The following is a 13,507-nucleotide window of genomic DNA, read 5'->3' on the forward strand; positions in this document are numbered from 1 at the left end:
ATATTTTGTTCGTTTCGTCGCTGTAGCCTTCTTTGTTTTCGCTACGCTCAAATACAATTTGGGCTACGCAACTCAACTCACGCGCATTCATCCCACGCTCCTAAGAGTGAGACGTGGGGCTTCTGCTGATTAAGCTAACACCATGCTAACTATTGGGACTGAACTATGGCTTACGCCACGCTACACTATCAGTTCTGGGCGGATTATATTTAGAATAAAATAGTCCTGATCTACTACAATAATCAAATTTAGGATTATCTGCGTTTATATATAGTTAATTATTCTTAAAAGCTAGAATTAGTGAAAAAGCGGTCAAAATGCTATTTAAAAAGCCTTCTATCCTGGAAACATAAAATTTTACAGACAGAGAAAAATATTTTTTTAGAGAAAATAAATTCAGTAAACCTGATTTTTAGAGGCTTTTTCAAAATCATAGCTTCTATCCTAGGGTCTAAATTTGATTAAAAGAGGCAGTTTTTATTTCTTGTAACATGGGGTTACAAGCAATGCTTCATTTACTATAAGTCTTATGAATGATTTTTGTTAACTCTAGATAATTGTGATTAAAAACCATGTCTCGTTCCATAGTCCCAGCCGTTCTCTTAGTAGACGGTTACAATATTATAGGCACTTGGCCTTGCTTGATAAAAACCCGTGATCATGCTGGACTTGAGGCTGCACGGGGTGAATTAGTGGAAGCAATGACTAATTATAGTGCCTTCCAAGGTTATGAAACCCAGGTAGTGTTTGATGCACAGTATCAAAACACTCCTAGTAACAGAGAAACTATTACAAATTTTCTAACAGTACATTATACGGATTTTGGTCAGACCGCAGACACATATATAGAAAAAACCTGTGCGTCTCTCCGTCACCAAATATCCCAATGTTTAATTTCCCGCATGATTGTCGCTACATCAGATCGAGCGCAGCAGTTAACAGTCCAGGGATATGGTGCTGAATGGTTATCAGCGCATCAACTATGTGGCGAAGTAGAAACTACTGTCTGTCGAATGCGCCATAGGTATCAGTCGCAAAAACAACCGAAAAGTAGATTCCTGGTGAATGGAATTGATCCTAAAGCCAGACAACGGCTGACGGAATTGCGAATGGGATTTTGACACTCCCCGGGTCTAAAGATACTGGAGGAAGACAGCCTCTAGTTGGCTTTCATCCCTTGCCTAAAGAAAGGACAGTTAAGTTTTTCCGCCACGCTCCAAAACTTGCCCTCAAGGGTTTTTAGCCTATTTTCTTATAATTTCAGCATTTGTAAATCTCCGAATGTAGCTGCTGGAAAGGTTTTGGGGTATTAACAGTGAGAAATTTCAGCAGCAACAAAAAAAAGTTGGAAAATTTTTCCAAAACCCCTTGCATTAATCTGGATTTAGGTTTATTATAGCTAAAGCGAAGAGCATTCCTCAGTAGCTCAGTGGTAGAGCGATCGACTGTTAATCGATTGGTCGCTGGTTCGAATCCGGCCTGGGGAGTTTAAATATAAAGATGAGGCGTGAAACAAAAATCAATGAGTTTTGCGTCTCATTTTTGTAATTAGACAAAGAATCCAGGCGACTGGAAGTCACGGCTACACAGGCAAAACCCACCTGCGTGGGTTTTACAGCAATTTGCAATCACACAAGGTACATCTTAGCCCCCTCATCGCTTGCGGGGAGGGGGTTGGGGGTGGGGTTCTTGTTCCAGGTTTGATGACAATTTGCTGTAAATTTCCCTAGTCCGCCTACGCGGACTTTGTTTGTATGGCCGTGATTTCTAATCGCCAGCTTATTTCTGCAAAATTGGGATGCTCCCGTTGTTAATTACGTCTTGTTCTCTGTTTACTTTATTAAAATCTGTTTAATGGTTAATTATTAACATACAGCAGATTGCAGATTAATGAAGTACAGGATCTAAATTCAAAGTCAGACAGCAAACTAGTTTTACTCCTGATTCGGTGAATTCTGACTCCTGCTGTAGATGTGTTGACCTTTTTTAGGAAATACCATGCCACAGCGGATAATTATAGAAGTCAATAATTGGTTTAGGCGAGATAGAATTGTTCGTAACTTAGAACTTTTTCAGGATATTATTGTGATCTCCCTTTGCGTGAGTTTATTTTGTGTCATGCTCATTCGATTAGGAGATATGTTTTTATCGTTTTTACGTCCATTAGATCTACGACAAGTCACATCTGATATCCTGTTTATTTTGATATTAGTAGAACTGTTTCGGTTGTTAGTTGATTACCTTCAAGAACGCAGTATATCCGTAGGTGCAGCAGTAGAAATTACGATTGTTTCCGCTTTGCGAGAGGTAATCTTGCGTGGTGTATTAGAAATTTCCCGCGATCAACTTTTTGGACTTTCTGTATTTCTATTAGTTTTATCAGGAATTTTTCTAGCTTTACCTTGGATGCCTCGTTTATTAGAACAGGTGAAAATTAATAAACATGAGACAGTAGAACCAGAATCATCCAGCATAATTCAGGAGTCAGTAATCAGCAGTAAAACTTAATTTTGTCAAAAATAGGGAAGAGGATTATTTAACCAATTCCCCAATTAAATAAGTAGGTTGGCGTTGAAAATTGTCTTTATGGCAAGGCAAAAGGCAAGAGTGAAGAGGGTTTAGGCGATTTTACATTTCTTTACACAGTTTGGTTTTATTGTGTTCACCTACTTATTAGTTTTATGGGAGTCCGATAATATGTCTCAATTAACATCAAAACAATGGATTTTAATCAAACACAAAATTACACCATATTTGTTCTTATTACCTGCCTTGATCATCTTAATATTAACTGTTTTTTGGCCAGCAGTTCAAGCCTTTTATCTCAGTTTTACCAACTATGAAAATATAGGAGATCCTCCTCAATGGATTGGCTGGAAAAATTTCCTGCGTTTATTGAAAGATCCAGTTTTTTGGCAAACATTACAAAATACATTTATTTATCTGATTGGTGTTGTTCCCATTTTAGTATTTCTACCCTTAGCTTTAGCAATTTTAGTGAATCAAAAACTGCGGGGAATGAATTGGTTTAGAACAGCATATTATACCCCGGTTGTAATTTCTATGGTAGTAGCTGGGATAGCTTGGAAATGGTTATATGCAGAAAACGGATTGCTGAATCAAATTCTCAAAACTTTAGGAATTTTTCCTGACGGAATTCCCTGGTTAACAAGTCCTGATAAGATATTGGGAATTGTTCCCATTTCCTTAGCTAGTATTATGGCTGTAACTATTTGGAAAGGCTTAGGCTATTATATGGTAATTTATTTAGCTGGATTACAAGCCATTCCCGCTGATATTTATGAAGCTGCGGCTATTGATGGTTCAGATAGTGTTCGTAAACATTGGGATATTACCTTACCATTGATGCAACCCTATTTAGCTTTAGTGGCTGTAATTTCGGCGATTTCCGCAACTAAAGTTTTTGAAGAAGTTTATATTATGACTCAAGGCGGACCACTCAATAGTTCTAAGACTATTGTTTATTATTTGTATGAACAAGCATTTGGTAATTTAGAGATTAGCTATGCTTGTACCATTGGTTTGGTGCTATTTTTAATTATTTTAGGTTTATCAATTTTAAGATTAGTTATTAATCAAGATGGGAATGATTTTAGTGTTTAATATTTAAAGATGAATTTTGCATCAATATCTATGACGAGTCATATACTTGAACGGTAATATTGATGATCGTCCACTAGCTCTCTTGGCAAATCCTTCTATTTGTCTCCTAACTGCATGATTTGCCATTTGTAAAGCGATGGAAAGAGAATTAACTAATGATGTAATCTCTTGTGCTGCCAACCTTTGGGTAATTTATTGATTTCATCTGTCATCGTAATAAAACATGGGATATCATAAAAAATTTTACCATTATCATAAATCTCTTTGACTATTTCTGCTGCTGTGCGTTCATCTTCCCAAGCACCATGTTTTTCTAGAAATGTATCTAGTGGATGTGATTTTTATTTTTGGGTTGATGAGAAAGTTATCTCATTTTCTATGAGTTGATTTTCTGGTTTTGGATAACGTTTTTTAAGTAATTGAATAAAGTCAGTCAAGTAGTAAGATTTGCGCTTCTTCTGTTAAGGTGTCAATATCTTGAGATATTTCTGCAATTTTTATCACCATAATTAACTCCTCAATTGACTAAATTTTTTCGGTATGATTCTATTATAAACTACGCCTTGGGTGATGGTTCTCAAGTGAGGTGAATATTTCCAGGTTTATCTGTCATGGTTTTATTGTTTTCTCTTATTCACATGATCGCTCTATTAATCCCTTGTAATGGTTGAGTGAGATAATGTAAACAGATACAGGGTAAGGTTTTCAGGTGCGAACTGCTTGCAGCAGCGCTTCGCTATCGCCCCAGTAATCCCTAGTGATGATTAGATGAGATAATGTGAACAGATACAGGCTTTTTGGGCTGCGAATCGCCCCAGTAATCCCTAGTAATGGTTAAGTGAGATAATATGAACTGGATCAATCAAAAATGATTAATTAATGATTAATTGCTGTTTAAACTAAGATATCTCCGCAAAATATTTTGACCTTGTTCTAATAATTCTGCTTCTAATTCTCCTAATTGTTGAGTTAAACGAATTTTGTCAAAAGTCATGGGTTCAACGCAGATTAAAAGACTATCCACAGAAAGTTCATTTTGCGCTGATGTAGGTACTTCAACTACCGCAGGTGAAATACGAGGATTATTAGGTTTTGCGGAAGTAAAAGGTAAAACTGTGACTTTGCTGCGTTGGTTATTAAACAAAGTCCCAGAAATTATCAGTGCTGGACGAGTTTTTTGAATTTCTGTACCTACAGATGGATCAAATGTTACTATCCAGATGCTTCCCATTCGGTAATCGCTATGTTTTGCCATTCACTTTCCCAACCTAATTCTAATTCATCAACCAAAGTGCAAGCTGCGGCTAGTGCTTCATCTTGTTGTTTTTCTTGCCATTGTTTCAAGAGATTTTCAATCAACGCACTACGGTTTTCAACTTTTTGGTCAATGTAATTTAGTAGTTCATCTGGCAATGAAATTGAGATTTTAGCCATATCCTACCCACAGTCATACTATAAGTAGTATAGCTGATTTTGATATTTTTAGTCTAGTAGTTTGTAAATATAGGATTTGATTTAGTTCGGGTGATAATTCTCAGATGAGGTGAATATTTACACAATCGCCCCAGAAATCCCTCCAACCTAATTACTCATATTTCTAAGTCCTCATCTAATATTGTTTCAATGTCTCTTGCACTATGAATAACTCGCAAAATATCAATTTCTGATTCAGTGATACGATAAAAAATCAGATATTTTCTAAATCCTTTAATTGATTGTTGTCGAATATCTGCTAAATTGGGATGGGGAAAATCTGTCAATTTCCCTATAGCTGGAGTTTTTGCTAATTGTTTAAATGTTGTTTCTGCTGCTATTAAAAAGCGGTCGGAAACGTCTAAACTATCTTCTGCTATGTAGGTAGCTAAATCTATCAAGTCACGGATAACTTGAGGTCTTTTTTTAATTGCAAACATCATGGCTAATTTGCACTTTGACGTTTGTTAGTTTTTTCACGAACTGCTTGACGAATATCTTCCCAATCCTGTGCAGTCATTTCTGTTGCATTTCCTGAGTTTAATCCTTCTAAGAGCATTGTTTGTAGTCGTTCATTTGCTCTCTGTTTTTGGTCTTGTCGCACTAATTCCCGAAAATATTCACTGACGCTGCTGTAACCACCTTGCGCTACTTGTTCTTCTATATAATCGCGCATGGTGTCAGGTAAGGAAATATTCATACTTTTCATAATCTGACTTCCTAAATCTACTTTTTTATATCATGGCAGATTTTGTCATTTTCTGCGATCGCCATGAAAATAAGTATTTATGATAATTAATTTTAGTAGCTAAATATACTTATAGTTCTCTAGTGAGGTCAATTTTTCGATGGTGTATCTGTGATGGTTCTATTGTCTTCTCTTATTCACATGATAGCAGCGAACTGCTTGCAGCAGCGCTTCGCCATCGCTCTAGTAATTCCTAGTAGTGGTTAAGTGAGATAATGTGAACAGATACAGGGTTTTTGGGTTGAAATTTAGCATTACTAATTATAGGTATTGTTTGGTTTTGTCAACCCAACTTACTAACTTTTATTTTCATGAAACTAATTCATCAATTTTTGCTGTTTCTTGATTTTTTTGATTTTGATAAAATTCTTCAAATAAGGTAAAAAATCTATCTACTGCGCTTTTTTCATCGGCTGAATGGAACAGAAGAATACTTGACCATAATTGACCTGTTTCTACATTGAATTTGTGTCTTATCCATTGTAAAAAAGTTTGAAATTCTGTTTCTTCTGCTGTTAAGGGAATACCAATTTCTCGACGGGCAAAATAGTATCCATCTAAAAATGCTTGAAGGCTAAAAATAGAATTTTTACCTATATACATTGCAGGTCTTTTTTTGATCTTTTGCAGTAAGTTGTAGAGATTATCCATGTTTAACTCACTAAATTTCTAGGTTAAAAGTAAGTTTCTGTGATTTGAAACTCTAATCCTGCATCTAATATAGGTGAATAGAGATTCTGTATCCAGTTTAATCGGGCAATGCCTTGATGGTGAATATTGTCAAAAACAAGTTCTCCGTTATTTATCTTAATTATAACACCTTCATGATGACCTGTGGTAGCAATCAATTCTCCAATACTATCATCATAAATTCTGCCATAAATTGGATCTTGAGAATTTGTATTTATTTTAATATGCTTACCATGAATACTTTGTCTGATTAAAAATTCTTTGATTGCTCTAGCACAGGGTATACAATCAAATATTCCGTAACTACTGGCAATTGCTATAATTTGTTGATAGATGATATCCTCTTTATTCAAAATTACTCCCGTTGTCAAATTTTAATATTTCTACCCTGATTACTATTGATTGATAGTTAAGGGAGTATTAAGTTATTTTTTACATTGTAAACTAGAAGATGCACAAAATAGGATTTGACTTTGTTCGGGTGATAATTCTCAGGTGAGGTGAATGTTTCCATGTGTAGCTGTGATGGTTCTATTGTCTTCTCTTATTTGCATGATAGTTGGTGATGGTTGGGTGAGATAATGTGAACAGATACAGGGTAAGCTTTTCAGGTGCGGATCGCCCTAAACATCCCTAGTAATGGTTAAGTGAGATAATGTGAACAGATACAGGTTTTTTATAGACTAATCTACCATCATTTGATATAATGTAGAGTAGTGATCGCATCATGATAAAAGCCATGTCACAAACTGGATTAAATCTATTTATTCCGATAGAGTTACTGATTAAATCTTTAAATGCGCTAAGTTTATCAGAAAAACGGCAGATTTCGCAGCTTCTTAATGAAGCTATTGCTGATGCTGAAGAGGAAAATTGGCGAGAAGATGAAGAGACTAAAAGAGAAATTCAATTAGTCCGTGATGAATATGCAAATGGGGAATATATGACTTTTCAACAGTATCTAAATCAGAAAAAATAGATACTATGACCTACGAAATTATTATCACTAAATCTATTCAAAAACAATTAGATAATATTTCTAATAATATACAAGAGCGTGTGTGTGAAAAAATTGCCCAACTTGCGGAAGAACCTCGTCCTGATGGGGTTGTCAAGTTGAAAGGATATGATAATGAATATCGCATTAGAATAGGAGATTATCGTTTGGTTTATGAAATTCGAGATGAGCAATTAATTGTTTTACTCGTTCAATGTAAGCATCGTCGTGATGTTTATAAAAAGTAGTACCTATTTTCTTCGCTAGTTGTTCGAGGATTTGATTTTGTTTGGGTGATAATTCTCAAGTGAGGTGAATATTTACGCGAACTGCTTGCAGCAGCGCTTCGCTATCGCTCCACTAATCCCTAGTAACGGTTGAGTGAGATAATGTAAACATATACAGGATTTTTGGGTTGTAATAAGTGCGTTATTAATAGTGGGTTATTTTGTTATTAACCCACTGAAAATATTACTTATTTCCTAAAAATTCATCTACGGTAATTCCTGCTTGTCTAATTAAACTTCTGAGTAACCCTGGTGCTAGTTCTTTATGATTGGGAACTGATAAAATGGGTTTTGATTCGTGCCATAGTATGATATGACTTCCGGTTTGATGATCTACAGCATAGCCAAATTTTTCAAAGATTTTGACTGTTTGTTTACCGGAAATATTTGATAAGCGTCCCATTTATACTACTACTTCCCCTACAAAAGATTGAGACTCTTTAGGTACATAAGGTTTACCATGTTTTTCTAATACATGAAGATAGCCTTTGATAGCATCTTTGATATTTTCAATTGCTTCATCTAAGGTTTTACCTTGACTGACACAACCAGGAAGTTCTGGTACTTCAGCAATGTAACCTTGGTATTCTGTATCATAGGTGAATATTACTTGAAATTTCATAGCGTTTTTTTTTGGGAGGTCTTTTTTTAATTTAATAGATCATGGCTAAATTGCACTTTGACGTTTGTTAGTTTTTTCACGAACTGCTTGACGAATATCTTCCCCATCTTGAGCAGTCATTTCTGTTGCATTTCCAGAGTTTAAACCTTCTAAGAGCATGGTTTGTAGTCGTTCGTTTGCTCTCTGTTTTTGGTCTTGTCGCACTAATTCCCGAAAATATTCACGCTTCGCTGCTGTAACCTCTTTGCGCTACTTTTCTATATAATCGTGCATGGTGTCAGGTAAGGAAATATTCATACTTTTCATAATGTGACTTCTTGAATATACTTTTTTATATCATGGCGGTTTTTGTCATTTTCTGCTATTGGTAGAAAAAACTATTGATGATATTTAGTAATGTTAGGTTTCCTTGCGTTAACCTAACCTACTTACTTTAGTTGTAATAAAAATAATTAACTTATCTATATAAAACTGAAAATAATTGCTATAATAAAAACATCAATTTGATTTATTAACTGTGATGACTATCAAAGAATTACTGCTACAAGAAATTGACAACACACCCAACGAACTTTTAGAAGATGTGTTTGGTTTTTTGCAATCACTCAAAACAGCACCACAAAAACCCCCAGTTTCCTATCAAGAATTGTTAGCAAGAATAGATTACTTAGAAACAATAGTAGGTATTCGTAAAGGATTAGATGAATTTGAGCGCGGTGAAGGGATTCCTGCGGATCAAGTTTTGGCAACTCTACAACAAAAATATAACATTCCTCCTCGCTCATGAATTATCAAGTTATTATTCAACCTACTGCATTTCAAGAAATTGAAAACTCCTATCGTTGGATGTGTGATAATTTAAGTGCTGAAGTAGCGAACAATTGGTATTATCAATTTGAAGATGCTATTGCATCACTAAAAAAATTTCCTAACCGATGTAGTATAGCTCCAGAATCAACAAAACTTGGTCGTGAAATTCGCCAACTATGGTTAGGAAAACAAAGAAAATATCGAGTTTTGTTTGTTGTTGAAGAAGATGTTATAGCTATTATTCATGTTCGTCACAGTCGTCAATCTTATCTAGATGAAGAGTCTGAATGAGATTGAGTTTGTGAAGATTGCTTTGAATCTTCTTTTCTATATTATGGCAGTTTTTGTCATTTTCTGCCATGATAATTGTGATGATGATTTGTAAAGTATTGTAAATATTAATCAATGAGTTTTCAAAATTACCAAATTTAGCCTATATTGTGGATTGACAAGTGTAACCTTGTAGGTTACAGTAAATATTGTTATTTTACTTATGATCAGAAATTTCAAGCATAAGGGGTTAAGAAAGCTGTTTGAAGATGATAATAGAAGTGGAGTTAATCCAAATCATGCTGAAAAACTGTTAGATTTATTAGATAGACTAGATGCTGCATCTGTAGCCGAGGATATGAATTTTCCTGGTTCTAAGTTTCATCAATTAATAGGAAATAGGAAAGGTGAATATTCAGTTACAGTTTCTGGTAATTGGCGTTTAACTTTTGTTTTTGAAGATGGGGATGCTTACGACGTAAATTACGAGGATTATCATTAGGATTATGAACATGAATACTAACAGAAAACCTAGACATCCTGGTGCTTTGATTAAACGTCAATATTTAGAACCTTTAAATATGACGGTGACAGAACTTGCTAATATTTTGGGTGTGTCTCGCAAAACGGTTTCGGAAATTGTGAATGAACGTGCAAATGTAACACCTAATATTGCGTTGCGGTTAGCAAATGCTTTTCAAACTACGCCGGAACTTTGGTTAAATCTTCAACAGAAGTTTGATCTTTGGTGTGCAAAAAATGAGTCTGAAGAGTGGAAAAATATCTCACCTATTAAAATTAGTTAAAATAGTTCGGGTGATAATTGTCAGGTAAGGTGAATCTTTCGGTGGTGTATCTGTGATGGTTCTATTATCTTCTCTTATTTACATGATAGTTGCTGATCGTTGGGTGAGATGATGTGAAAAGATACAGAGTTATTAATGGTGGGTTATGTTGTATGCTGAGTATCATTGGATTTTGCGTTTCCCCTGCCTACTTGCTAATGATGAGTTAAAATAAAAAATATTGTCTACTCAAGTGGGAAAATTTATGGAGAACTTACTACCTCAAAACATTTTACAATTAAGTATCGCCGAAAGAATCCAATTAGTCCAAGATATTTGGGATAGTATCACTGTAGATGCTGATGATGTAACTATTAGTGATGCTCAAAAACAGGAATTGGAGAGACGTTTAGAACTTTATTATCAAAATCCTCATCAAGTTTCTACCTGGGAGGAAGTAAAACAAAAATTTAATCGTTAGTTAATATATGACTTACAAAATTTTCATTACACCAGAAGCAGAACTTGATTTAGAGGATGCTTATAATTGGTATGAACAGCATACTGTTGGATTAGGTTCTGAATTTATTCGTGTTGTTGATGCTAGTTTTTCAACTATTCAACGTAATCCTTTTGCTTGTCCAGTTGTTCATGAACAAGTTAGAAAAAAGTTAATTCGGAAGTTTCCCTATGGATTGCTTTACATTATTATAGATGAAACAATTTCTATTATTGGTTGTTTTCATGTTAAACGTGACCCGCAACAATAGGAAAGGCGTTTATAAGATTTTGTTCGGGTGATAATTCTCAGGTGAGGTGAATGTTTACACGCTCGCCCACTAATCCCTAGTAATGCTTGAGTGAGATAATGTAAACAGATACAGGGTAAGCTTTTCAGACTGCGGATCGCTCTAAACATCCCTACTAATACTTGAGTGAGATAACGTAAACAGATACAGAGTAAGGTTTTCAGGTGCGAACTGCTTGCAGCAGCGCTTCGCTATCGCCCTAAACATCCCTAGTAATGCTTGAGTGAGATAATGTGAACAGATACAGGTTTTTATAGACTAATCTACCATCATTTGATATAATGTAAAGTAGCGATCGCATCATGATAAAAGCCATGTCACAAACTGGATTAAATCTATTCATTCCGATGGAGTTACTGATTAACTCTTTAAATGCGCTAAGTTTATCAGAAAAACAGCAACTTTGGCTGATTCTTGATGAAGCTATTGCTGATGCTGAGGAAGATGATTGGCGCGAAGATGAAGAGACTAAAAAAGAAATTCAATTAGTTCGTGATGAATATACAAATGGGGAATATATGACTTTTCAACAGTATCTAAATCAGAAAAAATAGATACTATGACTTACGAGATTATTATCACTAAATCTATTCAAAAACAATTAGATAATCTTCCTAATAATATTCAAGAGCGTGTATATGATAAGATTTCCCAACTTGCGGAAGAACCTCGTCCTGATGGGGTCGTCAAGTTGAAAGGGTATGATAATGAATATCGGATTAGAATAGGAGATTATCGTTTGGTTTACGAAATTCAAGATGAGCAATTAATTGTTTTACTCGTTCAATGTAAGCATCGTCGTGATGTTTATAAAAAATAGTACCCATTTTCTTGGGTAGTTGTTCATTGTCTTCTCTTATTTACATCATGGTTGGTGATGGTTGGGTGAGATAATATGAACAGATACAGGGTTTTTCAACTGCGGATCGCTCTACTAATCCTTAGTAATAGTTGAGTGAGATAATGTGAACAGATACAGGGTTTTTGGGTTGTAATTTAGCGCTATTAATGGTGGGTTATATTGTGTTGTTAACCCACCATACAGAAATAGAATTTTTCTTAGTTATTAGATTTTGATTGTTGGGTTAATACCTGCTCCATGCTAGGTTTAATCATTACTTTGTCACTAACGTAAACTATCGGCAAATCCACTGATTTTGCTGTAATCCCATTTTGACCAAGTAGTTTCCAAAACTCTTGTTCAATTGCCGCAGTATCCAAGTCTTTCAACTGATAAGAAATTTGCCTTCTTTGAAGTCCTTTAATCAAACGTTGAGTGTTTTTATCCTGGGATTTGCTGTAAATGATTACAACATTCTGGCTAGGATTTACAGTTAATTTTTGAGGAATTGATCTTTGAGCTAAGACCTGTTGAATTTTGATACCATTGGGAGCAGCTAACAATTTGCCCTTGACGTAAACCAAAGGCATACGACTATGACTAACTTTATTTGATACACCCTCTTCAAATTCTAGCTGGAATAATTCCTCAACCACTTCTTGAACATTGACATTTTTAAATTGATAGGGAATTTTTCGTACTTTTAATTCATTTATCAGATTATTAGTAACCGTACAGTTTGTTCTGCCGTAGACAGTAAGTATTTCGTTGTCGCTTTTTTGTGCTAGTTGTAATGTCGGGTAAGAAATGCTTTTCAGAACAGTAACTTGGGAATCTTGTTCAGCTATTGCGGGTAGATACATTCCGCTCAAAAATACTGTTGCTATAACAAGTTTTCAAGGGATCAATGCTTGTTTGCTCATAGGTTTCTCCTATTTTCCTTTTTTAAAACCACTCACTTTGCCACGACATTCGATCTGCTTACCATCAATAACTAAACGCCGCACAAATGTTCCAGAAAGTTGTCCTCTGCGTAAAGTCCCTGTAATTTCCACATCACGAACACTGCCTGTCCATTGCATGGGTTCTGAACCAGGTTCTACACGCCCACCAAACACGCTACCTTCTGTATGATACATCCCACCGCCTGGGTTCACCCATAATAGAGAGTAACGAGGATGGCCTGTCATCAGACCATCGGGCTGTATTTTAAGGCCAGATATAGATCCGGTACTGCGACATCCCAAACTAGGGCTGTCATTCCAAGCGGTAGCAGTTTCAGTCCGTAAATCAAGTGTATAGTCTCCGGCAATATTTACTAAAGGGCAGTTAGTCGCCGCAGCTACGATTAAAGCCAATAATGTTTTGCTCATATACCTGACGGGTTCTTAAAAAGTTTATGCCGATAATTTTAACACTACACTCTGGTACGAGTAAAGTAAAAAATCATATATACAAGCAATGAAATACAAAATGACCTGCGTATATCTGCGGTTTTAAAAATCCTGTCGTTGCTGAATCGAGGTATGAAAGCTAGTAGGGTGCATTAGG

General features: G+C 35.4%; 24 protein-coding genes and 1 tRNA gene. 14 read left to right on the forward strand and 11 right to left on the reverse strand.

Annotated features, from left to right (window positions below; all coding sequences use genetic code 11):
- Positions 1–572: 572 nt before the first annotated feature.
- The 4 genes from PN471_RS21465 to PN471_RS21480 all read left to right on the forward strand — a co-directional run bounded on the left by PN471_RS21465 (position 573) and on the right by PN471_RS21480 (position 3,624).
- Entirely contained in the window at positions 573–1,121 is a 549-nt protein-coding gene (locus PN471_RS21465; protein ID WP_193894982.1) for an NYN domain-containing protein, read from the forward strand.
- A 294-nt stretch (positions 1,122–1,415) separates the two neighbouring features.
- Positions 1,416–1,487, forward strand: a tRNA-Asn gene (locus tag PN471_RS21470).
- 511 nt (positions 1,488–1,998) lie between these two features.
- Positions 1,999–2,508 carry a phosphate-starvation-inducible PsiE family protein gene (locus PN471_RS21475; protein ID WP_193894980.1) on the forward strand — a complete coding sequence of 170 codons (510 nt, stop codon included), beginning with the start codon at positions 1,999–2,001 and terminating at the stop codon, positions 2,506–2,508.
- A 189-nt stretch (positions 2,509–2,697) separates the two neighbouring features.
- Complete coding sequence (locus PN471_RS21480) at positions 2,698–3,624, forward strand: carbohydrate ABC transporter permease (RefSeq protein ID WP_193894978.1); 927 nt, start codon at positions 2,698–2,700, stop codon at positions 3,622–3,624.
- Between the two features lie 883 nt (positions 3,625–4,507).
- Here the strand turns inward: PN471_RS21480 and PN471_RS21485 are convergent.
- The 6 genes from PN471_RS21485 to PN471_RS21510 form a co-directional block, all read right to left on the reverse strand.
- On the reverse strand, positions 4,508–4,879 hold the full coding sequence (locus PN471_RS21485; protein ID WP_271778568.1) for a type II toxin-antitoxin system PemK/MazF family toxin: 372 nt from the start codon (positions 4,877–4,879) through the stop codon (positions 4,508–4,510).
- Positions 4,837–5,058, reverse strand: coding sequence for a CopG family ribbon-helix-helix protein (locus PN471_RS21490; protein WP_271778569.1), 222 nt, complete (start codon positions 5,056–5,058; stop codon positions 4,837–4,839). The genes PN471_RS21485 and PN471_RS21490 overlap by 43 nt, the downstream gene beginning before the upstream one ends.
- Before the next feature lie 155 nt (positions 5,059–5,213).
- Positions 5,214–5,540 (reverse strand): type II toxin-antitoxin system RelE/ParE family toxin, encoded by a 327-nt coding sequence (locus tag PN471_RS21495; RefSeq protein WP_271778570.1) that lies wholly within the window; start codon positions 5,538–5,540, stop codon positions 5,214–5,216.
- Positions 5,541–5,542: 2 nt separating this feature from the next.
- Positions 5,543–5,806, reverse strand: coding sequence for a type II toxin-antitoxin system ParD family antitoxin (locus PN471_RS21500; RefSeq protein ID WP_016950077.1), 264 nt, complete (start codon positions 5,804–5,806; stop codon positions 5,543–5,545).
- 348 nt (positions 5,807–6,154) lie between these two features.
- Complete coding sequence (locus PN471_RS21505) at positions 6,155–6,496, reverse strand: hypothetical protein (RefSeq protein ID WP_271778571.1); 342 nt, start codon at positions 6,494–6,496, stop codon at positions 6,155–6,157.
- A 23-nt stretch (positions 6,497–6,519) separates the two neighbouring features.
- Positions 6,520–6,906 (reverse strand): papain fold toxin domain-containing protein, encoded by a 387-nt coding sequence (locus PN471_RS21510; protein WP_271778572.1) that lies wholly within the window; start codon positions 6,904–6,906, stop codon positions 6,520–6,522.
- Between the two features lie 356 nt (positions 6,907–7,262).
- Between PN471_RS21510 and PN471_RS21515 the strand changes: the two genes are divergently transcribed.
- Entirely contained in the window at positions 7,263–7,514 is a 252-nt protein-coding gene (locus PN471_RS21515; protein WP_271778573.1) for a hypothetical protein, read from the forward strand.
- Between the two features lie 5 nt (positions 7,515–7,519).
- Positions 7,520–7,780 carry a type II toxin-antitoxin system RelE family toxin gene (locus PN471_RS21520; protein ID WP_271778574.1) on the forward strand — a complete coding sequence of 87 codons (261 nt, stop codon included), beginning with the start codon at positions 7,520–7,522 and terminating at the stop codon, positions 7,778–7,780.
- Between the two features lie 223 nt (positions 7,781–8,003).
- Here PN471_RS21520 and PN471_RS21525 read toward each other — a convergent pair whose 3' ends face one another.
- Genes PN471_RS21525 through PN471_RS21535 form a run of 3 tightly spaced genes read right to left on the reverse strand, consistent with a single transcriptional unit; the run spans position 8,004 to position 8,645 of the window.
- Positions 8,004–8,222 (reverse strand): type II toxin-antitoxin system HicA family toxin, encoded by a 219-nt coding sequence (locus PN471_RS21525; protein ID WP_053538668.1) that lies wholly within the window; start codon positions 8,220–8,222, stop codon positions 8,004–8,006.
- On the reverse strand, positions 8,223–8,441 hold the full coding sequence (locus PN471_RS21530; protein ID WP_271778575.1) for a type II toxin-antitoxin system HicB family antitoxin: 219 nt from the start codon (positions 8,439–8,441) through the stop codon (positions 8,223–8,225).
- 45 nt (positions 8,442–8,486) lie between these two features.
- Positions 8,487–8,645 carry a hypothetical protein gene (locus PN471_RS21535; protein WP_271778576.1) on the reverse strand — a complete coding sequence of 53 codons (159 nt, stop codon included), beginning with the start codon at positions 8,643–8,645 and terminating at the stop codon, positions 8,487–8,489.
- A 316-nt stretch (positions 8,646–8,961) separates the two neighbouring features.
- Here PN471_RS21535 and PN471_RS21540 point away from each other — a divergent pair, with 316 nt between their 5' ends.
- From PN471_RS21540 to PN471_RS21575, 8 genes are all read left to right on the forward strand, one after another.
- Positions 8,962–9,228 carry a hypothetical protein gene (locus tag PN471_RS21540; RefSeq protein ID WP_028089082.1) on the forward strand — a complete coding sequence of 89 codons (267 nt, stop codon included), beginning with the start codon at positions 8,962–8,964 and terminating at the stop codon, positions 9,226–9,228.
- The gene (locus PN471_RS21545) at positions 9,225–9,542 is read left to right on the forward strand and encodes a type II toxin-antitoxin system RelE/ParE family toxin (protein WP_271778577.1); all 318 of its coding nucleotides are present in this window, start codon (positions 9,225–9,227) and stop codon (positions 9,540–9,542) included. The genes PN471_RS21540 and PN471_RS21545 overlap by 4 nt, the downstream gene beginning before the upstream one ends.
- Positions 9,543–9,744: 202 nt before the next feature.
- On the forward strand, positions 9,745–10,023 hold the full coding sequence (locus tag PN471_RS21550) for a type II toxin-antitoxin system RelE/ParE family toxin (protein WP_063872057.1): 279 nt from the start codon (positions 9,745–9,747) through the stop codon (positions 10,021–10,023).
- Positions 10,024–10,033: 10 nt separating this feature from the next.
- On the forward strand, positions 10,034–10,327 hold the full coding sequence (locus PN471_RS21555) for a HigA family addiction module antitoxin (protein ID WP_271778578.1): 294 nt from the start codon (positions 10,034–10,036) through the stop codon (positions 10,325–10,327).
- A gap of 244 nt (positions 10,328–10,571) precedes the next feature.
- Positions 10,572–10,787, forward strand: coding sequence for an addiction module protein (locus tag PN471_RS21560; RefSeq protein ID WP_271778579.1), 216 nt, complete (start codon positions 10,572–10,574; stop codon positions 10,785–10,787).
- A gap of 7 nt (positions 10,788–10,794) precedes the next feature.
- Positions 10,795–11,076, forward strand: a complete 282-nt coding sequence (locus PN471_RS21565) for a type II toxin-antitoxin system RelE/ParE family toxin (RefSeq protein WP_271778580.1) — start codon at positions 10,795–10,797, stop codon at positions 11,074–11,076.
- A gap of 341 nt (positions 11,077–11,417) precedes the next feature.
- Entirely contained in the window at positions 11,418–11,669 is a 252-nt protein-coding gene (locus PN471_RS21570; RefSeq protein ID WP_271778581.1) for a hypothetical protein, read from the forward strand.
- A gap of 5 nt (positions 11,670–11,674) precedes the next feature.
- The gene (locus PN471_RS21575; protein ID WP_271778582.1) at positions 11,675–11,935 is read left to right on the forward strand and encodes a type II toxin-antitoxin system RelE family toxin; all 261 of its coding nucleotides are present in this window, start codon (positions 11,675–11,677) and stop codon (positions 11,933–11,935) included.
- Between the two features lie 239 nt (positions 11,936–12,174).
- Here the strand turns inward: PN471_RS21575 and PN471_RS21580 are convergent, their stop codons facing one another.
- Both PN471_RS21580 and PN471_RS21585 read right to left on the reverse strand, forming a co-directional pair.
- Positions 12,175–12,819, reverse strand: coding sequence for a hypothetical protein (locus tag PN471_RS21580; protein ID WP_271778583.1), 645 nt, complete (start codon positions 12,817–12,819; stop codon positions 12,175–12,177).
- Positions 12,820–12,888: 69 nt separating this feature from the next.
- Entirely contained in the window at positions 12,889–13,329 is a 441-nt protein-coding gene (locus tag PN471_RS21585) for a hypothetical protein (RefSeq protein WP_271778584.1), read from the reverse strand.
- Positions 13,330–13,507 lie beyond the last annotated feature (178 nt).

This window comes from Aphanizomenon sp. CS-733/32 (genome assembly GCF_028330045.1).
In the GTDB taxonomy this organism is placed as follows: Bacteria; Cyanobacteriota; Cyanobacteriia; order Cyanobacteriales; family Nostocaceae; genus Dolichospermum; species Dolichospermum gracile.